The 20,094-nt window shown below is 58.4% G+C and carries 18 protein-coding genes and 1 pseudogene; 13 read left to right on the top strand and 6 right to left on the bottom strand.

What is annotated here, in order from left to right; translation table 11 throughout:
* Positions 1 to 614 precede the first annotated feature (614 nt).
* Positions 615 to 1,442: pseudogene (locus PSPTO_RS07390) on the top strand (IS5 family transposase); the annotation flags it as partial.
* Between the two features lie 245 nt (positions 1,443 to 1,687).
* Here PSPTO_RS07390 and hopB1 read toward each other — a convergent pair.
* The 3 genes from hopB1 to hrpL all read right to left on the bottom strand — a co-directional run bounded on the left by hopB1 (position 1,688) and on the right by hrpL (position 6,146).
* Positions 1,688 to 3,088: a type III secretion system effector HopB1 gene (hopB1, locus tag PSPTO_RS07385; RefSeq protein ID WP_011103540.1), complete on the bottom strand. Its 1,401-nt coding sequence runs from the start codon at positions 3,086 to 3,088 to the stop codon at positions 1,688 to 1,690.
* Between the two features lie 74 nt (positions 3,089 to 3,162).
* Positions 3,163 to 5,505, bottom strand: coding sequence for a type III secretion system helper protein HrpK1 (hrpK1, locus tag PSPTO_RS07380; RefSeq protein ID WP_011103539.1), 2,343 nt, complete (start codon positions 5,503 to 5,505; stop codon positions 3,163 to 3,165).
* A gap of 86 nt (positions 5,506 to 5,591) precedes the next feature.
* Complete coding sequence (hrpL, locus tag PSPTO_RS07375) at positions 5,592 to 6,146, bottom strand: RNA polymerase sigma factor HrpL (protein WP_011103538.1); 555 nt, start codon at positions 6,144 to 6,146, stop codon at positions 5,592 to 5,594.
* Between the two features lie 243 nt (positions 6,147 to 6,389).
* On the opposite strand from hrpL, the gene sctW reads away from it, so the two are divergent.
* From sctW to sctU, 12 genes are read left to right on the top strand one after another with little or no spacing between them, the layout of a single operon-like run.
* Entirely contained in the window at positions 6,390 to 7,496 is a 1,107-nt protein-coding gene (sctW, locus tag PSPTO_RS07370) for a type III secretion system gatekeeper subunit SctW (RefSeq protein ID WP_005615731.1), read from the top strand.
* Complete coding sequence (gene sctV / locus PSPTO_RS07365; protein WP_007244820.1) at positions 7,496 to 9,583, top strand: type III secretion system export apparatus subunit SctV; 2,088 nt, start codon at positions 7,496 to 7,498, stop codon at positions 9,581 to 9,583. The genes sctW and sctV overlap by 1 nt, the downstream gene beginning before the upstream one ends.
* 33 nt (positions 9,584 to 9,616) lie before the next feature.
* Positions 9,617 to 10,609, top strand: coding sequence for a type III secretion system inner membrane ring subunit SctD (sctD, locus tag PSPTO_RS07360; protein ID WP_005763855.1), 993 nt, complete (start codon positions 9,617 to 9,619; stop codon positions 10,607 to 10,609).
* Positions 10,606 to 11,955 carry a type III secretion system ATPase HrcN gene (gene hrcN, locus PSPTO_RS07355; protein ID WP_005763862.1) on the top strand — a complete coding sequence of 450 codons (1,350 nt, stop codon included), beginning with the start codon at positions 10,606 to 10,608 and terminating at the stop codon, positions 11,953 to 11,955. The genes sctD and hrcN overlap by 4 nt, the downstream gene beginning before the upstream one ends.
* Before the next feature lie 2 nt (positions 11,956 to 11,957).
* Entirely contained in the window at positions 11,958 to 12,404 is a 447-nt protein-coding gene (locus PSPTO_RS07350) for a type III secretion protein (protein WP_011103537.1), read from the top strand.
* 6 nt (positions 12,405 to 12,410) lie between these two features.
* Positions 12,411 to 12,980 (top strand): flagellar hook-length control protein FliK, encoded by a 570-nt coding sequence (locus PSPTO_RS07345; protein WP_011103536.1) that lies wholly within the window; start codon positions 12,411 to 12,413, stop codon positions 12,978 to 12,980.
* Positions 12,977 to 13,693, top strand: a complete 717-nt coding sequence (locus PSPTO_RS07340) for a type III secretion protein hrcQa (protein WP_011103535.1) — start codon at positions 12,977 to 12,979, stop codon at positions 13,691 to 13,693. Before PSPTO_RS07345 ends, PSPTO_RS07340 begins: the two co-directional genes overlap by 4 nt.
* Complete coding sequence (locus PSPTO_RS07335; protein WP_005763877.1) at positions 13,683 to 14,096, top strand: FliM/FliN family flagellar motor switch protein; 414 nt, start codon at positions 13,683 to 13,685, stop codon at positions 14,094 to 14,096. Before PSPTO_RS07340 ends, PSPTO_RS07335 begins: the two co-directional genes overlap by 11 nt.
* Positions 14,093 to 14,746: a type III secretion system export apparatus subunit SctR gene (gene sctR / locus PSPTO_RS07330; RefSeq protein ID WP_003375709.1), complete on the top strand. Its 654-nt coding sequence runs from the start codon at positions 14,093 to 14,095 to the stop codon at positions 14,744 to 14,746. The genes PSPTO_RS07335 and sctR overlap by 4 nt, the downstream gene beginning before the upstream one ends.
* A 7-nt stretch (positions 14,747 to 14,753) precedes the next feature.
* Complete coding sequence (sctS, locus tag PSPTO_RS07325) at positions 14,754 to 15,020, top strand: type III secretion system export apparatus subunit SctS (protein WP_003375712.1); 267 nt, start codon at positions 14,754 to 14,756, stop codon at positions 15,018 to 15,020.
* A complete protein-coding gene (gene sctT, locus PSPTO_RS07320; RefSeq protein ID WP_005763879.1) occupies positions 15,021 to 15,815 on the top strand; it encodes a type III secretion system export apparatus subunit SctT in 795 nt (264 codons plus the stop codon).
* Positions 15,812 to 16,891: a type III secretion system export apparatus subunit SctU gene (sctU, locus tag PSPTO_RS07315; protein WP_003375716.1), complete on the top strand. Its 1,080-nt coding sequence runs from the start codon at positions 15,812 to 15,814 to the stop codon at positions 16,889 to 16,891. The genes sctT and sctU overlap by 4 nt, the downstream gene beginning before the upstream one ends.
* 541 nt (positions 16,892 to 17,432) lie before the next feature.
* On the opposite strand, the gene hrpV is transcribed toward sctU, so the two are convergent.
* Genes hrpV through sctC form a run of 3 tightly spaced genes read right to left on the bottom strand, consistent with a single transcriptional unit; the run spans position 17,433 to position 20,094 of the window.
* The gene (hrpV, locus tag PSPTO_RS07305; protein WP_007244826.1) at positions 17,433 to 17,792 is read right to left on the bottom strand and encodes an HrpRS complex negative regulator HrpV; all 360 of its coding nucleotides are present in this window, start codon (positions 17,790 to 17,792) and stop codon (positions 17,433 to 17,435) included.
* A gap of 2 nt (positions 17,793 to 17,794) precedes the next feature.
* Positions 17,795 to 17,998 (bottom strand): HrpT family type III secretion system protein, encoded by a 204-nt coding sequence (gene hrpT, locus PSPTO_RS07300; protein ID WP_005763882.1) that lies wholly within the window; start codon positions 17,996 to 17,998, stop codon positions 17,795 to 17,797.
* Complete coding sequence (gene sctC / locus PSPTO_RS07295) at positions 17,995 to 20,094, bottom strand: type III secretion system outer membrane ring subunit SctC (RefSeq protein ID WP_007244827.1); 2,100 nt, start codon at positions 20,092 to 20,094, stop codon at positions 17,995 to 17,997. Before sctC ends, hrpT begins: the two co-directional genes overlap by 4 nt.

Raw genomic sequence — 20,094 nt, 5'->3', positions numbered from 1 at the left:
GCTGACTGGCCCGTGATAAAGGCCTGATGCCTCAGTACGCCACCTGGCTTACAGGCGGGTTGCATTGCAATAGGTCTATACCTTTTGCAAGGTTAACGAACTGTCATCAAAAAACATGGAAGCACAATCAGAAAAAAGACCTTGAGTTTCAAGGTCTTTTTTCGTTTGGTGAAAAGTGATCTGACTCAACCCGCGATCTTACCCTCCTCTACTCGGGTTGGCCGTTAGCACCCAAAGCTACCTTCCTGCGCGAATGCTTGTTTCGTTATGGGCATGGCGTGATACAAGCGGTAGGCGTACAGCAGGTCGATGAGTCTCGGGAACCTGATTGAGAGCCGCTCTGCGCTGTACCCCCCTGGCCTGAGCCACTGTTCAAGGCAGCGCTTCCCTGACCTTGAGCACCACTTAGCTGGGCGCCACCATCGGCATGCACCAAAGGCATTTGCAGAGAGAGGACAGCAAAGCTGGCCAATGCAATGAATTTTGTTTTAGAGCAGATATCTTTAAGTTTCATAACAACCACCTTTGTTGATCAGAATTGTTGAAGAAATCATGAGTCACGCTTATGTGTGGCGACTCATCGAAATCGGTTCCAATGCAAGATGGGATTTTTACGTCCGGCCTATCCGCTGATGGCGATGCTGCGGATTCACCTGATGCAGAACTGGTTTGATTACAGCGATCCGGCGATGGAGGAAGCACTTTACGAGACAACGATCCTGCGCCAGTTCGCAGGGTTGAGTCTGGATCGAATCGCCGATGAAACCACGATTCTCAATTTCCGGCGCCTGCTGGAAAAGCATGAGTTGGCAGGCGGGATTTTGCAGGTCATCAATGGCTATCTGGGTGATCGAGGTTTGATGCTGCGCCAAGGTATGGTGGTCGATGCGACGATCATTCATGCGCCGAGCTCGACCAAGAACAAGGACGGCAAACGCGATCCCGAAATGCATCAGACGAAGAAAGGAAACCAGTATTTCTTCGGCATGAAAGCGCATATCGGCGTCGATGCCGAGTCGGGTTTAGTCCATAGCCTGGTGGGTACTGCGGCGAATGTGGCGGACGTGACTCAGGTCGATCAACTGCTGCACAGTGAGGAAACCTATGTCAGCGGTGATGCGGGCTACACCGGCGTGGACAAGCGTGCGGAGCATCAGGATCGCCAGATGATCTGGTCAATTGCGGCACGCCCAAGCCGTTATAAAAAGCATGGCGAGAAAAGTTTGATCGCACGGGTCTATCGCAAAATCGAGTTCACGAAAGCCCAGTTGCGGGCGAAGGTTGAACATCCGCTTCGCGTGATCAAGCGCCAGTTTGGTTATACGAAAGTCCGGTTTCGCGGGCTGGCTAAAAACACCGCGCAACAGGCTACTCTGTTTGCCTTGTCGAACCTTTGGATGGTGCGAAAACGGCTGCTGGCGATGGGAGAGGTGCGCCTGTAATGCGGAAAAACGCCTTGGAAAGGTGCTGTTTGAAGGAAAATCGATGAGTTAACAGCGCAAAAACGTCTGACTATCTGATCGGGCGAGTTTTTTTGAACCTCAGGCCATGAAGGCATCAAAAATCGATGCTTACTTCAGACCTTCCTTAACCTCAGTAGCGAGGCCGGATAAACGAGTCCCTTTCTATGATGCTGTTTCCAGTAAACTGACAAATTTCATGCACTGCCGCCCGCGTGTTCAAGCGCTCAGACCTTATAGGAAAGCCTCACGTCTGGATTCAGCTTGCCGCCGTAGTTTTTCACATTGATATCGACGGTCGCTCGGGACTTGAGGCCCAGATCATCGATCACCAGACTGCGTACCCCATGCAACTCTGCCAACCCTGGGACTCCGTCACAGGAAGTGGCGTGCGTTGCCCCGACAAAAGCGACCCACTTACCTTCCGGTTTGCTCAGCCTTATTTTTTCTGCTGCGTAGTAATTCATGGCTTGGGCACGCTTTATCTCAGCTTTCTCCGGGGCCATATAGGTGGACGTTGTATCCAGCGAGACAACGCGCAACCCGGCGTGCTTGGCCGCTTCCACCAAGGTGGTGAAGTTATATTTCGTGTGGAGCTCTTCCGGGGCCTGATGACCCTGACTCTGCAAATCGAGGTAGTTTTTCAGCCTGGCAGGCATCGGACTGCCTTTGGGCGCGCTCAGGTAATTATTGAGCGCCTTGTCATGTGACTCGGCGCAGAGGTGCTCCATAAAAAGCGTGGTCACGCCACTGGCCTTCAAGCTCTTCATGTTATTGATCAGTTCACGCTTGCTGGACGTTGAATTGTGACCCTCACCAATAACAAGCCCCGGCGCATCACGTAACAGCTCGCGCATGACACCGAGACTGTCCTTGCTTTTCATCTTCGTCAACGGCGCCAGCTCAGGTAACTTTTGCGCGTTGAAATCATCAAAATAACGCGCTGCCTTGGCAATCAGTTTCTTGTCATTACTGTCAGGTGCCCATAAACCCTTGGACGTCCCCAGACAACTGTCCATTTCAAGGTAATTGAGATTTATATGAAGGTGGTCCCGACCTTCCGAGACAACAACGTCGGCCAGCTTGAGACCTTGAGCCTCAAGGCGCTGTTCAAGGGCGTGCTTGCCTTCTTGCAACAGGATGCTCACAACATTTGCAGACAGTTGGCTGCTTTTCCCCGCTGCTTTTGAGGGTGCCAGCGCATAGGGGTGCGGGCTCTCACACCAGCGCGCGAGCTCGGCAAGATCGCTCGCCTTGAAGTTCGTATCCTGCAATGCTTTGCTTTGAGCTGAAGCCGAGGTCGAGGCCACGCTCTGGCCGCCGTGCACATGACTGCTGCCTGCTGCGTCCGGCTTACGCCTTCTGGTGTGCTTTACGCCATCCTTTCCGCCAGGCTCCTGCCCCTCGATTTTCAGCCGGATATTTTCTACCTTCATATCCGGATAGCGCCCGGCTGGAAAGCGCTTCAGGTCCCCCAGCATTGGAGTCTCTGGCGCAACGCTGGCTGCTGGAGAGGAACTGGCCTGTGAAGATCGGGCGCGATCGTTTCCTGCAGCTTGCGCAGTGGGACGCTCAGCTTCATAGGTTGGCGGATAATAGCCTGGAGCCGGTCCACCGACGGGTCTCATGATTGAATCTCCGCGTACGAAAAATAGTGCCGAGCCCGGGCGTGACGCTGCCCGGGCCCCGACATTTCAGTCAATCAATGCGCCTTCGCAATCCCGAACTGATCAAGCACCGGATCAACGTTATGGTCGAACGCCTTCTGCGCCTTATGCTTTTTCACAGCATCAATGATCATGGAAATACCGAAACCTACCGCCAGGGCGCCATCGATTGCCCAGCCGACCACTGGAATCGCGGCGCCTAGGGCGGCACCTGCGGCAAGGCCGGTGGCTTCACCGGCAACCATGCCGACGGCGCGACCGATCATCTGTCCGCCCAGACGCCCTAGGCCGGCTGAGGCTTCGCGGCCCATCATCTTCGCCCCGGCGTCGATGCCACCTTTAATGGCCTCGGCGCCCATCCTCGTGCTGTCGTAAATGGCCTGGGTTGCGCCAAGCTTGTCGCCATGAGCGATCAGGCTGGACACTGAAGCAAAGCCCACGATCGAGTTGAGCGCCTTGCCGCCGACGCCCGCCTCGGCGAGCTGAGTCAACATGGACGGTCCGCCCTCATCGCTTTTGCCTTCCAGAAGCTTGCGGCCTTTTTTGGAGTCTTGCAGCGTACCCAACGTGCTGTTCATGTAGTTTTCATGCTGATTTTCGGTGAAATCAGGGGGCAGCACGCTGTCGTAAATGGCTTTCTGGTTATCGGCGGTTTGCAGAGACTGGCTGGCATCAGACTTTTTCTGGCCAAGCAGCTGCTTCAGTGCACCGCCTTCGCTGAAGTTGGTCACGTAGGACGTGGCAATCTTGTCTTGCAGATCGGGTTTGTTTTCAAGCACCTGATTGGTAGTGGGTACTTTGGAATCGGGGAACAGGTCTTTTTGCAGTTGCAACTGGGCGGACAAACCGCTGATGGCGCCGCTGTAATCGGCATTCGGATTATGTTTGTTGACGGCCTTGTCCGCCTTGTCCATATCAGTCTGCAGCGCTTGACCGCTATTGACGTTTTTCGTCTGCTCGACGACTGCCTTTTGCAGCGAGGCATCACTGCGGACCAGATTGCGCTCCTGCTCGGGAATGCTTTTATTGAGGTACGCTTGTACGTCAGGATCAGCCTGTAGCTGGGAAATCCGGTCGTTCAAACCCTGCTCGGTCTTGTCGGTGTTGCGCAGGCTGCGCCCGGCGATAACGCTTTGCTGGGTCTGCTGCAACTTGACCATGACGGCCGCTTTCTGTGCACCGCTGTAAGACTTGGGTTTGTCGAATACGTCCTTGTCCAGCTTGCTGATATCAATCCCGGCCACCGCATTGAGCGTCGCAGAATCGCTGAGCATGCTGGCGAACTGGCCGCCGTTGGTGGGTGCGCTTTTCTTGATCCACTCACTCAGATTTTTCGCGTCGAACATCTTATCAGGGCTGTGCGCAGCCTTCTTGCGCCCCGACATGCCCGCTTCGTCTACCTGACCCAAAAAGCCTGGTTGCGACCAGGTGCTGCAGGACTGTTTGAGCGCTCCGGACAACCCTGGGTTACTTTGTGCCAACCCCTTCAGGTCTTCTGCGTCGACATTACCGTCAACTTTGGTCTTGTCCGCTGCATCCACTGCATGATGTGGGTCGGCAGCAATCGCCAGTGGCATATTGGCTCGCATCACTGCCGCGCTGCGCACCATTTCCAGTGACTGCGGGTCAGCGTCGGGGTTGTCCTTGGTGTAGTTGGCCAAGTCCTTGTCGGCACTGTCTGCGGCCTTTTCCATATTTTTTGCGAAGGTCTTGAGATCTTTGTTCGTGATCTTGCCATCTGCGTTGCCACCACCCTGAGCAACGTCCACGGCGGTCTTCAGCGCCGGGTTGGCGTTGATGAAATCCATGGCCTTGCCGGCATCGGGGCCATCATCACGCGCCATCCATGCCGCTGCAATCGGGCGATTGAGCTCTTTCGCCGCCTGCTCGCGCTCTTCGGGCGGCAGATGGGCAACCATCGGTTCCCAACGTTTCAGAGCTTCTGGCGAGGAGTATTCAGAATTGTCGAGAAAGGCTGCGTCTGCGGCTTTGGGGGCGTTGGAAGCGTCGGTTGCATCTGTGTTCGTGGGAGCTGCGACCTGTTCAACCGGAGCGGCCGGGGCAGTCGCTTCAGTCGGTGCAGCCTCGGCAGGAGAATCTGCGCAGGGTTGCGGCTGGACCTGATTATTCACATTGGCATTGGCAGCTGCCCCGCCACTGCCCTGGAGCAAAAGAGCCAGGATAGACGACGCGGTCTGCTCGGCTCCTGTCGGCGCGCCTTGCGTGTTGCCGGCCGGCTGACCGAACTGCACGCCGGCTTGCCCACCGCCACCCACAGGTGTCGGCAAGGCTTTGGCAAGAGGCGACTCAACAGCCAGAGCCAGTTCGCCAGGAGTGGGTTGGTTCACGATAACGAAGGGAGAACTGGATATACGCATGGTGAGTTGCCATCCGAGAGTGAGCGATGGCAACTGTGTGGTTGAAGGTGCAAGTTGGTTCCAGAAAAAATGATCGAGATCGCCATTCAGGCGAACGGGTCGATTTGCTGCTTGAGCTGAACCCGCGCGCGGGACAGGCGTGAGCGAACGGTGCCAATCGGCACGCCGAGGCTGTTCGCTGTTTCCTGATAATTGCCGTCCATCTCCAGCGACACTTCCAGCACTTTTTGCATGTTCGACGGCAGGCAATCAATGGCCTGAATGACTCGCGCCAGTTGCCGATGCCCCTCTACCTGATGACTGACATCACCGTGCCCTTCCAGCTCGGAATGCACTTCGTCTTCCCAGCTTTCCTGATACGGCTGACGATACATTTTGCGGAAGTGATTGCGGATCAGGTTCAGCGCGATGCCACACAGCCAGGTCTGCGGTTTGCTGGCATGTTGAAACTTGTGCTCGTTACGCAGGGCTTCAAGAAACACGCACTGGAGAATGTCATCCACATCATCAGGGTTCATCACCCGCTTTTGGATAAACGCCCTGAGCATCTGAATCTGATCGGCCGTCATTTGGCGAATACCGGCGGACGAAGATGGCTGACGGGGCTGGGTTGAGTCGAGGATCACAATCTTCTGAAACATGGGCTTACCCTGATTTAGTGGTGTACAAGCCCTATAGCGATAACCATGCCAGCTTAAAAATAGAAATAACTGATTGATTTATAAAGATATTTTAAAATGTGAAATTCTTTGTAATACAAAACTTTGCGCAAACCGTTTTTTGCCACAACAGCTTTTGGCACAAAAACATCGGTCAGCTTCGCAAGGGAACTGATCCGGGACCGTGACCCACTCAGCGGACATAATCCGGCTTAGAACTGCCCTATGAAAATCGTCGCTCCGCCTATCATGCGAATACTTCCGGTCGCGCCGACCCGCGTCGTGACGCCTGCTGCGCAGCCACTTCCCAATGCTGATCTGCACAATTCAGGGACTTCGCCACAACAGGTTTCGCGCTTCGCGGCCGCGCTCATCCAGCACAGACGCATCCTCATTCAGCGCGACCTGATCGCCAGCAACAATGCCTTGCAGTCGCGAGCGGTGAAGCTCGGTGAGCTTTATCAACTGCTGATGACCGATCAGGACACCGGGCTGGATAACGCGGCCAGGGTATTGCGCAAAAAGCTCATGCAGGATGACTCTTCCTCAGATCTGAAACAGGTTCTGGATTACACCGACGGTGATGCCGCCAAGGCTCATGTGGTGTTGCAAGCCGCCAGGAAGCAGGCCGAAGCCGACGGTGAGATGGGCGAGCATGTGGTCCTGACACAGCAGCTCAAACAGCTGCGTCGCAAGTACGGTCCACGTGCTCGCGCCGGGATCAACAGCGCCAAGGCATTCGCGCGGCCAAATATCGATAACAAGCGTCGAGTCGCCCTGCGCAACCTCTATAGCGTGGCGGTTTCCGGCCAGCCAAACATTACCGGCCTGATCGAAGCATTGCTCGGCGAGCAGCAAGAAGCCGGGCAATTCAACATTGACCTGCGCGATATGCGCACCGCGATCGCCGACGACCTGTCCGCGATGACGCCGTCAGCTTCTCACGAGCAACTGCGCACACTGATGCACGGCCTCAACACGGCACGCCACGTGACCACGCTGCTGAAAGGTTGCGAGCACCTGCTGGGCCGTATGCGCAACAAGAACCCCGACCTGACGGTCGACCCGCCAGCCTTTCTCAAGCACTTGCTGACCCTGACGGCCAATGGAATGAATGTGAACCAGACCCTGCAACTGACTCAACACATTGGTGGCAAGCAGCTCAAGCACCAATTGGCGTTCCTCAACGGGTTGCGCCCCATGCTGCTGCAACTGCCGATCCTGCTCTGGCGCGACATGAAAAGCCGCCAGACCGCACTGAGCAACCTGCTCATCCTGATGGCTGAACTCACCACTCAGGAACAAAAGCAGCTCTACGGGGGGCTCGTCTGATGAATCAGATCATCAACTTTCTGAACATGGTCGCCTTGTCGGCCATGCGTCGCTCAGAGGTGGTCGGCGCGTTCTTCGTGATTGCCATCGTATTCATGATGATCACGCCACTGCCCACCGGGCTGGTCGACGTTCTGATCGCGGTGAACATCTGTATTTCCTGCCTGCTGATCATGCTGGCTATGCACCTGCCAAGGCCGCTGGCGTTTTCAACCTTCCCTGCGGTGCTGCTGCTGACCACCATGTTCCGTCTGGCGTTGTCGATCTCGACCACGCGGCTGATTCTGCTCAACCAGGACGCCGGACACATCGTCGAGGCCTTCGGCCAGTTCGTCGTGGGCGGCAACCTGGCAGTAGGCCTGGTGATCTTCCTGATCCTGACGGTGGTCAACTTTCTGGTGATCACCAAGGGCTCGGAACGGGTTGCAGAAGTGGGCGCCCGATTCACGCTGGACGCCATGCCCGGCAAACAGATGTCCATCGACAGTGACTTGCGGGCCAACCTGATTTCGGTCTACGAAGCACGCAACCGCCGCTCGGAACTGAACAAGGAAAGCCAACTGTTCGGTGCGATGGACGGGGCAATGAAGTTCGTCAACGGCGACGCCATTGCCAGCCTGATCATCGTTGCCATCAACATGATCGGTGGTATTTCCATCGGCGTGGTGCAGCACGGCATGACCGCCGGCGACGCCTTGCAGCTCTATACCGTACTGACCATCGGTGACGGCCTGATCGCGCAGATTCCGGCGCTGCTGATCTCTGTTACCTGCGGCATGATCATCACCCGCGTACCCAACACCGAAGCAGGCGTTGAAGCCAACATCGGTCGCGAAATCGCCGAGCAGATCACCAGCCAGCCCAAGGCCTGGATCATTGCCGCAGTGGCGATGCTCGGCTTCGCGGCACTGCCGGGTATGCCAACCGGCGTGTTCATCACCATTGCGATCATTTGCGGTGCCGGCGGCATGCTGCAACTGCAAAGGGCCAAACCCAAGGCAGAAGAACAAGGCGCCGTTGCGGTAGCGCCGGAGATGAATGGCAAGGAAGACTTGCGCACGTTCTCCCCCAGCCGTCAGTTTGTCCTGCAGTTTCACCCTGGCCAGAACAGCGCGCTGGTCGATGCGCTGGTCAGTGAGATCCGTCAACGACGCAACCGGCTGGTGGTGCAGTTCGGCCTGACGCTGCCCTCCTTCATCATCGAGTACGTGGACCATCTGCAGCCAGACGAATTTCGTTTCACGGTCTACGACGTCCCGATGCTCAAGGCGACCTTCACCCAGACACACGTGGCAGTGGATGTCCGCCAGTTCAACGGTGAGGACGTGCCCGCCGCCATCTCCGGCACCACGGATCGCCAGGAAGATCAGTGGGTCTGGCTACCGGCCGAGCAAGGCGGCGAGCTGGCCACCGTCAGTTCCATGACCCTCATCACCGAACGCATGGAGCGCGCGCTGCAATCCTGTGGCCCGCAGTTCATCGGCTTGCAGGAAACCAAAGCCATTCTCGGCTGGCTGGAATCGGAGCAGCCTGAGCTTGCTCAGGAAATGCAGCGAGTGCTGACCCTCACGCGGTTCTCGGCGGTTTTGCAGCGACTGGCCTCCGAGTGCGTGCCATTGCGGGCGATCCGGGTGATTGCCGAAACACTGATCGAGCATTGCCAGCACGAGCGCGACACCAACGTGCTGACCGACTATGTGCGAATCGCCCTCAAGTCCCAGATTTACCACCAGTACTGCGGTGCCGATGGCTTGCAGGTGTGGTTGCTGACACCGGAAAGCGAAGGCTTGCTGCGTGACGGTCTGCGCCAGACACAGACAGAAACGTTTTTTGCGCTGAGCAACGACATCAGCCAGATGCTCGTGCAACAGCTGCATATCGCCTTTCCGTTGCGCGCGCCTGAACAGGCGGTGCTGCTGGTTGCACAGGATCTGCGCAGCCCGCTGCGCACCTTGTTGCGAGAAGAGTTCTATCACGTTCCCGTACTGTCTTTTGCGGAAATCAGCAACGCAGCCAAGGTCAGGGTCATGGGTCGCTTCGACCTTGAAGATGACCTCGAACCGATGGACAACGAGCATGCCGCTTGAGCCTGTCAGGTTTGAGCATACGGAGATGGTCAGATGTTTGAATTACGCGTACTGAACGGCCAGCACCAGGGCGCAGCACTGCCCCTGATCGGCGAGCAGTGGTCGATCGGCTCTGCTCAACAGCAGGACCTGGCGCTGGACGATTCTGGCGTGGAAAGCCTGCATTGCCGCCTGCAACGCCTGGACGACAGCTGGACCCTCAACGCTGAAGAGGGCGCGGTGTGCGATGAAGAGGGCCATTCACAGGCCAGCGTGGACCTGACGCTCAACACCGCGTTCATGCTCGGTTCAGTGTGGTTGTGCGTCTCGCCAGCCGGCGATGAGTGGCCGTCGGTTCCGGCCGTTATCCCCAAGCAGCCGCAGGCTGAGGCCGAACCTGCACGTCACGAAGCGCCGCTGGAAAAGGTCAAGTCGCGCTCGCAATTTCTCAACCGCACCACCGGGATAATCGCCGGCTTGCTGGTAGGCGTGATCGGCAGCGCCTGGAGCCTGACACGCCCGGCAGCCATCGTGCTCGACCAAGGCCCGGCGCACATCGCCTCAGCCATGACAACCGCGCCCGGCATGCCGAACGCTGCGCCCAAAACATCGCAACCTGCAGCGAAACCCGCCGGCCCGGCGACTGACAAGCGCGTTCGCCTGGCCAGCATGGAAGCTGTGCGGCATCAGCTCACTACCATGCTCAGCGACCGCATGCTGACTGACGTCAGCGTGGCCGAAACGCCAGAGGGATTGATGCTCAATGGGCATCTCAAGGAAGAGTCGCTGGTGGTCTATCAGCGCATGCTGCAGCGTTTCAAGGACCGTTATGACTCACCCGTGACGGTGCTTGATAACGTCGCCAGCGCGCGCAATACCCTGCCGTTTGTTGTCGTGCAGATCATGACCGGGCCGCATGCGCATCTGGTGACCGCCGACGGTCGCCGCATGTATGTGGGCGATGAAAAAGACGGCCTGCGCCTGACCAAAATCGACGATCAGCGTTTGCAGTTCGATGGCGACCGACACATTGAGGTGACCTGGTGAACGCCGCACTGAACCAGTGGAAAGACACCCACGCAGCGCGCTTGAGCCAGTACTCCGCCGTGCGCGTCAGTGGCCGGGTGAGCGCGGTGCGCGGGATTTTGCTGGAGTGCAAGATACCGGCAGCCAAGGTCGGCGATCTGTGCGAAGTGAGCAAAGCCGACGGCAGTTTTCTGCTGGCTGAAATCGTTGGCTTCACCCAGGAATGCACGCTGCTCAGCGCCCTCGGTGCGCCGGACGGCATTCAGGTCGGTGCGCCGATCCGCCCGCTCGGCATCGCCCATCGAATAGGCGTGGACGACACGTTGCTGGGCTGCGTGCTGGACGGTTTCGGACGGCCGCTGCTCGGTGATTGCCTGGGGGCCTTTGCCGGGCCGGATGATCGCCGCGACACGCTGCCGGTGATTGCCGACGCCTTGCCGCCAACCCAGCGGCCGCGCATCACCCGGTCTTTGCCTACCGGCATACGGGCCATCGACAGCGCCATTCTGCTCGGTGAAGGCCAGCGGGTCGGGCTGTTCGCCGGTGCCGGTTGCGGCAAGACCACGCTGATGGCCGAACTGGCCCGCAACATGGACTGCGACGTCATCGTCTTCGGGCTGATCGGTGAGCGGGGCCGCGAACTGCGCGAGTTTCTCGACCATGAACTGGACGAAACCCTGCGCGCTCGCTCGGTACTGGTTTGTGCCACGTCCGATCGATCCAGTATGGAACGCGCCCGCGCCGCTTTCACGGCAACCGCCATCGCCGAAGCCTTTCGCGCGCGGGGCCAGAAGGTCTTGCTGCTGCTCGACTCCCTGACCCGATTTGCCCGTGCGCAACGGGAAATCGGCATTGCATCGGGCGAACCGCTGGGCCGCGGCGGTCTGCCACCCTCGGTGTACACCCTGCTGCCACGGCTGGTGGAACGTGCCGGGATGAGCGAAAACGGTTCGATCACCGCGCTCTACACCGTACTGATCGAGCAGGACTCGATGAACGACCCCGTGGCCGATGAAGTACGCTCGTTGCTCGACGGCCATATCGTGCTGTCGCGCAAGCTGGCCGAGCGCGGCCACTACCCCGCTATCGACGTGTCCGCCAGCATCAGCCGGATCCTCAGCAACGTCACCGGTCGCGATCACCAGCGCGCCAACAATCGTCTGCGCCAGTTGCTGGCGGCCTACAAGCAAGTGGAAATGCTCTTGCGCCTGGGTGAATACCAGGCCGGCGCCGACCCGGTGACCGATTGCGCGGTGCAACTGAACGACGCGATCAATGCGTTTCTGCGCCAGGACCTGCGTGAGCCTGTGCCCCTGCAGGAAACCCTCGACGGGTTGCTGCGCATCACCTCGCAACTGCCGGAGTAATGATGGACGAAACACTCGAGGAAGACCCGCAACGGGAGGCTCTGGAACAGGTGATCAGCCTGCTGACGCCGCTGCGCCAGCATCGTCAGGCAAGTGCCGAGCGAGCACATCGCCAGGCGCAGGTGGAACTGAAATCGATGCTCGACCACTTATCAGAGACCCGGGCGTCACTGGACCAGGAACGTGACAACCACAAGCGACGTCGCGAGAGCCTGTCGCAGGACCATCTGCAAAAAACCATCAGCCTGAACGATGTCGACCGATGGCATGAGAAAGAAAAAAACATGCTCGACCGCCTGGCCTTTATCCGCCAGGACGTGCAGCAACAGCAATTGCGGGTAGCCGAACAGCAGACGTTGCTTGAACACAAACGCCTGCAAGCCAAAGCGTCTCAGCGCGCGGTCGAGAAACTCGCCTGCATGGAGGAGACGCTCAACGAAGAAGGTTAAGTGACGATGACCGCACCGATCAAAACCCCGGCCAAAGCGCCACCAGCACCCCAGCGCCCTGCGCCTGTCGAGCGGCCAGCCACAGCTCTTAGCGAAAAACCATTCGGTGAAAAACGCCCTGCATCCGGTGGCCTGGGCCGTGGCGATGTACAGACCAGCCGTTCGGTACTGAGCAAGTCGCTGCAAGACACCCCGATGAGTGCCGACGGCATGTTCTTTTCGCAACTGCTGGTGCCGCCCGTAAGTGCCGAACCTGGTCAGCAAGGCTTTGGCGGGGGCGGTATAGCCTTTCCGGTACGCGCAGAACAAGTGCCGACCCAACTGATCGACGAGCTGGCGCAGCGCCTGCCGGATCAGCCTGACGGCCCCCTCAGTTTCACCCTGCTGATGCCCAGCCTGGGCAGCGTTCGGGTCAATGCCAACAAAACCGAAAACCGCTGGAGCGTGCAGTTGGGCTTTGCCCGCCGCGATGTACTCAAGCGTCTGAGTGCCCATACGGGCGCATGCCGCGACTCGCTGTCACAAGCGCTTGGGCAGGACGTTGAGCTGGACATGCATGAAGACCTTTCAGCATGAGCGCCTTGTGCCTGCGCAAGGTCGACCCGCTGCTGGCTAAGGTCTCGCGTGAGCTGGGCGCCGGTCAATGCCTGAGCTTCAGCGCCAAGGGCCAACAGGCAGAGCTGACCTTGCTGCCGCTGATCGCCTCTGACGAGACACCTGCCAAGGGCGTCTGGTTGAACACCGCCGTCGGGGCGCTGTGCCTGAGCGATGCCGAAGCACTGCTGAGCCTGCTGGGCGATATCCCCCTGACGCTGGGCGGCGAACAGCAAGCCTGGTACTGGCAGTTTTTCAATCAACGCCTGAGCCCGACCATTGCCGATCTGCTGGCCCCGGTTGAGCCGCTGCCCCAGGCGTGTGCAGAGCTTACTGTCGGCTGCCGGATTCAGGTCCGGCTGGCCGATCAACAGGTCCATGCCCACCTGCACGCAACGCCCGAGACGCTGCTCACGCTGCTGCGTTCCGCCGCCTGGCAAGCCCGGTTGAAACCTCTCGACGAGCGCTGGTCGATTAGCACGCCGCTGATCCTTGGCGAGCTATCGCTGACGCTTGAACAACTCGCTTCGCTGCGTCCTGGCGATGTGTTGCTGCCCGCCAACTGCAAGTTCGACAGCGCCGGACAGGGCTTTCTGACCCTGGCGGGACGGCAATGGGCAGCCCAGACCGACAGTCAGGACCAGCATCTTTTATTGCGGCTCAGCCACGAGGAGCACAGCCACCATGAGTACTGAAGATCTGTATCAGGATGATGTCGAAAGTCTCGAAGACTATGACGATGAAACGGCTGAGCAGGAGCACGAGCACGAGCACGAACAACAGTGGGCCGAGCCGGACGACGAGTCCGAATATGCAGAGGCCGAACCGGATGACGACGAGCAAGAGGAGCAAGAAGAGCAACAAGCACCCTCTGGCCTCGACTCTCTGGCTCTGGACCTGACGCTGCGTTGCGGTGAATTGCGCTTGACGCTCGCCGAGTTGCGGCGGCTGGACGCCGGGACCATCCTCGAAGTGGGCGGCGTTGCGCCAGGTTATGCCACCTTGTGCCACGGCGAGCGCGTGGTGGCTGAAGGCGAACTGGTTGATGTCGATGGCCGGCTTGGCTTGCAGATTACCCGGCTGGCGGCCCAGCCATGATCATGGAAGGAGCGAACCCGCTCCTGCTGGCCCTGTTTCTCGGGGCCATGTCGCTGATCCCTTTTTTGCTGATCGTCTGCACCGCGTTTCTCAAGATTGCCATGACCCTGTTGATCACCCGCAATGCCATCGGCGTGCAGCAGGTGCCACCAAACATGGCGCTGTACGGCATCGCTCTGGCGGCGACCATGTTCGTCATGGCCCCGGTGGCCCATGAAATGCAGCAGCGTGTGCATGACCACCCACTGGAGCTGGGCAATACCGAAAAACTGCAAGCCAGCGCCAGAACCGTCATCGAACCGCTGCAACGGTTCATGACCCGTAATACCGACCCGGATGTCGTCGCTCACCTGCTCGACAACACCCAGCGCATGTGGCCCAAGGAAATGGCAGACCAGGCGAGCAAGAACGACTTGCTGCTGGCGATCCCGGCGTTCGTCCTGTCGGAGCTGCAAGCCGGCTTCGAGATCGGTTTTCTGATCTACATCCCGTTCATCGTTATCGACCTGATTGTCTCCAACCTGCTGCTGGCGCTGGGCATGCAGATGGTCTCGCCCATGACGCTGTCGCTGCCACTCAAGTTGCTGCTGTTTGTCATGGTGTCGGGCTGGTCGCGTCTGCTCGACAGCCTCTTCTATTCGTATATGTGAGGCGGTCATGGAAGCGTTGGCGTTGTTCAAGCAAGGCATGTTTCTGGTGGTGATCCTGACCGCTCCGCCACTGGGCGTTGCGGTGCTGGTGGGGGTGATCACCTCGCTGTTGCAGGCACTCATGCAGATTCAGGATCAGACCCTGCCGTTCGGTATCAAACTGGCGGCAGTGGGCATGACGCTGGCCATGACCGGTCGCTGGATCGGAGTCGAACTGATCCAGTTCATCAACATGGCTTTCGATCTTATCGCCCGCTCTGGAGTCGTCCACTAGATGCCTCTGGACGCGCAGAATTTCTTCGATCTCATCCTCGGCATGGGCCTGGCAATGGCGCGTCTGGTGCCGTGCATGCTGCTGGTGCCGGCCTTTTGTTTCAAATACCTGAAAGGCCCACTGCGCTATGCGGTAGTGGCGGTGGTAGCGATGATCCCTGCGCCCGGCATCAGCCGCGCACTGACCTCACTCAATGACGACTGGTTTGCCATCGGCGGCCTGCTGCTCAAGGAAGTCGTGCTGGGCACGCTGCTGGGGATGCTGCTGTATGCGCCCTTCTGGATGTTCGCCTCGGTGGGCGCTCTGCTCGACAGCCAGCGCGGTGCACTCAGCGGCGGCCAGATAAACCCGTCGCTGGGGCCTGACGCTACGCCGCTGGGCGAGCTGTTTCAGGAAACCCTGGTCATGCTGGTGCTCATTTCAGGCGGTTTGTCTCTGATTACCCAGGTCATCTGGGACAGTTACATGGTCTGGCCGCCCACTTCGTGGTTGCCAGGCATGACCGCGGAAGGCCTGGACGTGTTTCTCGGTCAGTTGAACCAGACCCTGCAACACATGATGCTGTATGCCGCGCCCTTCATCGCGTTGCTGCTGTTGATCGAGGCCGCGCTGGCGATCATCGGGCTGTACGCGCAACAGCTGAACGTCTCGATTCTGGCCATGCCGGCCAAAAGCATGGCCGGTATCGCCTTTCTGCTGGTCTACCTGCCGACGCTGCTGGAATTGGGCACCGGCGAATTGTCGAAGCTGGCTGATCTCAAGTCGATACTGGGCTTTGTGGTGCAGGTGCCGTGAGCGAAAAAACAGAAAAAGCCACGCCCAAACAGATCCGCGACGCGCGGGAAAAGGGCCAGGTCGGACAAAGCCAGGACCTCGGCAAGCTGCTGGTTCTTCTGGCTGTCAGTGAGGTCACGCTGGGCCTGGCCAATGAAAGCGTGAATCGCCTGCAGGCTTTGCTGGCGCTGACCTTCAAGGGTATTGAACGGCCTTTCATGTCGGCAGTCGAGCTGATCGCCAGCGAAGGGTTGTCCGTGGTACTGAGCTTTACCTTGTGCAGCGTGGGTCTGGCGATGCTCATGCGCTTGATCAGCAGTTGGGTGCAGATCGGCTTTCTCTTCGCGCCCAAGGCGTTGAAGCTCGATATCAAAAAGATCGACCCCTTTTCCCACGCCAAACAGATGTTTTCCGGGCAGAACATCCTCAATCTGTTGCTGAGCATCCTCAAGGCCGTGGCGATCGGAGCGACCTTGTATACCCAGGTCAAGCCGGCATTGGGCACTCTGATCCTGTTGGCCAACAGCGATCTGGCCACTTATCTGCATGCGCTGATCGAGCTGTTTCAGCATGTGCTCAGGGTGATTCTGGGGTTGCTGCTGGTCATCGCCCTGATCGACTTTGCCATGCAGAAGTATTTCCATGCCAAGAAGCTGCGCATGAGCCACGAGGACATCAAGAAGGAATACAAACAGTCCGAGGGCGACCCGCATGTCAAGGGCCATCGCCGCCAACTGGCCCATGAAATTCTCAATCAGGAGCCAAGCGCTGCGCCGAAACCGGTGGAAGAAGCCGACATGCTGCTGGTCAACCCGACTCACTATGCGGTGGCGCTTTACTACCGGCCTGGCGAGACGCCATTGCCGATGATTCACTGCAAGGGCGAGGACGAAGATGCCCTGGCGCTGATCGCACAGGCAAAGAAAGCGGGCATTCCGGTCGTGCAAAGCATCTGGCTGGCGCGCACGCTGTACAAGGTCAACGTCGGAAAATACATCCCCCGCCCTACCCTGCTGGCCGTCGGCCACATCTACAAAGTGGTCCGCCAGCTGGAAGAGATCACTGACGAAGTGATTCGTATCGACGACGACATGTGAACAACCTCCACTCTTGTTCGCTCCCGCGTCCGACCTTGAATACGCGGTGCTGTGCAGATCTGTGACGCGGAGCGTCACGCAAGGCATTTCACTGGGGCTTGAGGAACGATAATCCCAACTATCGTGCGACGCTCTATGTCCGGTCTTGAGTATCGCGATGCTGCGCAGATCTGTGACGCAGAGCGTCACGCAAGGCATTCCACTGGAGCTTGAGGAACGATAATCCAAACTATCGTGCGACGCTCTGCGTCCGGTCTTGAGTATCGCGATGCTGCGCAGATCTGTGACGCAGAGCGTCACGCAAGGCATTCCACTGGAGCGTGAGGAACGATAATCCTGACGACAACTATCGTGCGACGCTCCGCGTCGGCATGCCGTTCTGGACGCTCTGCGTCCTGTCTTGAGAGGTGCGCCAAGCGCAAAGCACGGTAAGTATCAGGGAGGGGTGTATAGGAGGGTTGCAAGGCGGGAGGTGTTCATATCAAGGCAGTGTTCATGAACCCGTCTTGCCTGGGCTCATGAACACGTTCGGCTTACGCGGTCAGTGCATTTCCTCGCTCAAATGGTCCAGCCCTGCCAGCATCAACTCATGCCGGCGGATGTCGTCCAGGCTGGCGTAGGAACCCGGTTTTTCGTTGACCGCGTGCCACACCACAAAGTCGCGTCGTACGTCCAGAAACAGGAAGTAGTGATTGAAACGCTCTGACTCCATAAAACGTCGTTGCAGTGCATCACGCAGTTGATCGGGACGCAACGCGCGGCCTTCTATGTGCAAGGCGATCCCCCAATCATGGTGTTCGCGCCGACTGACAAACGCGACGCCATTGGCCACTGGCCATACTGCTGGGCTCTGGGCGGCAACCTGAGCGTAAAATGCCGACTTTTCCGTTACCTCAATCATTTCTAATCCTTTAACTGCACGACAGTGTAATCCCGCTCATGGTCCCGGTCGTCCAGACCTTCGCGCATGTCGGGCGGCCACCAAATGACCAGCTCGCGGTTGTTGGAGTCCGGGCGTTTGCAAGCGTTCCCCGCACAGCCGTGGGTGGCACACCCTGTCAGCGTAGCAAACAGCAAGAGCAAGAGCGTTAGGCTACGAATCATCATGGTTTCGCTCCCCGGAGCAGTGACGGCCTGCTTTCTTTGGCCATTTTAGATATCTGCGGCTGGCGCACAGCGATGTACACCTCACTTTCTTCACCCGGCTGCAGCCATGCATGAGGCCAGGCCGCAACGCCGATGACCCAGCGACCGCCGCATCGGCTTTCGTCGATACGTACCGGCTTGTCCGTGTTGTTACGCGCAACCACCACAGCAACACCCCAGTCTTTTTTGACGAACCACTGCGAGCGCTGCCCATCAAGCGTCAGACCTTCGCCCGGATCACACAGACTATCGGTTTCAAAGGGCAGGGTCTGGCCAGCGCGCAGGCCTTCCGGGGCGGCGCCGTCGATCATTTGGGTAAAGACTTTCTGGATGTCGCCCCGCGTTGGCAGCTCGCCTCCGTCACGTCGTTCCTTGATTTTCTTCATCTGGTCATCGACGTCATGGGGGTTGCCGTTCTGTACATAGCGTGCTGGATTGACCTGATCGCCGATCAGTCGAGGGGTCAGAATGAACAGCCGCTCGCGCTGACTCAGTTCGCGACTGCGGGACTGGAACAGCAGCTTGCCGATATAGGGAATGTCGCCCAACAGCGGGATCTTGTGAATCCTGTCATTGGCTTCCAGACCGTGGAAGCCGCCGATGACCAGCGAGCCGTGCTCGGCAATCACCGCCTGGGTGCTGACATTGCCTCGGCGCACACTGGGTTGGGTGTCATTGATCGTCGACACATCGATCTGGCCATCCTCGATGTCCACGATCATTTGCACCTGAGGCTTGCCATCGTTGTCCAGCGAACGCGGAATCACTTGAAGGCTGGTGCCCGCCGTGATGGGCAGAATGTCAGCGGCCCGCTCGGAAGTGGCCGTCAGGTATTCGGTGCGACTGAGGTCGATCACTGCAGGCTGATTCTCCAGGGTCAGGATCGACGGGTTGCCGATGACTGACGCAGAACCATTGCCTTCAAGCGCATGCAATTCGGCAGAAAACTTGCTGGCGTTCTGCAAGAACAACGTTGAACTGGTGCCTGCATCAAACAGGTTGGCACCACCTCCGACGCTGCCGGCATTGAAATTCCAGCGACTGGACAGTTCAGCCAGTTCATTGCGGTCGATGTCGAGAATGACCGCATCGATTTCGATCAGGTTGCGCGGAACGTCCAGCTCCTTGACCAGTTTCTGGTACATGGCCTTGCGCTCTGGCAGGTCGTAAATCAATACGGAGTTGTTACGCACATCAGCGCTTACGCGGATATTTGCCTTGCCTGAGGCATGACCCTTGGCAGTTTTTTTGCTGTTGAAGTTCAATACGCGGTCAATGCCCTGTTGCAGTGCTCCCGTATCGATACCATTGGAGCCCAGGTTGTAAGGCAGGCCGGCGGCCGCGACACCTGTGCTGTTGGCAACACTGCTGCCCTGCCCCGGCAACAGGTTCACGCTGTCAATGCTTTCGCCACGCGAACGGCTTTCCAGCAGCTCTTGAAGAATACTGGCGACACCGGCCACCACTAACTGCTGGTCACGGTAGCGAATAGTCCGATCAGCCGCGTTGGCGTATTTGAGTGGCAGCACGACAACATCTTGCTTGTCGGCCTTCTCGTCGGGCTTTTCGACTTTCTTGCTGTAGTCGCGCACAAACTCCACGTATTTGGCCGGACCACGAACCAGAACCACGCCTTCGTCAGGCAGCGAGCCCCAGCCAAAACGCTTGTCCAGCAGACCGACATCGGTCAGCGCCGTTTGCAGGTCGTCCACCGCATCCGGCGAGACTTCGATGCGCGCCGAGGTGTGCTCGCTGGAAGGGCTGACATACAGCGTGTCGTTATAGACGAACCACTGGAAGTGGTATTCCTGACTCAGCCGCTCAAGAAACTCTTCAGGGTTCTGAGCACGAATACGGCCATCGAGCTTGCCCTGGACAGGCGACATGTCGAGCGACATGCCGAACTCCCTGGCAAAGTCAGCCAGGGCAGTAGACAACTCGGTCTGCCGGGCATCATAGGCGTAGGCGGTGTGTTTCCAGGCTTCTGGGGTGACCGCCCACGTGGCAGGGATCACCCCGATCAACAATAAAGGCAACCACATTAAGGCCTTGCGCAT

The organism is Pseudomonas syringae pv. tomato str. DC3000, assembly GCF_000007805.1.
Taxonomy (GTDB): domain Bacteria; phylum Pseudomonadota; class Gammaproteobacteria; order Pseudomonadales; family Pseudomonadaceae; genus Aquipseudomonas; species Aquipseudomonas avellanae.
Note: the sequence above shows the minus strand (reverse complement) of the source record. Positions and strands in the feature narration are given on the sequence as shown.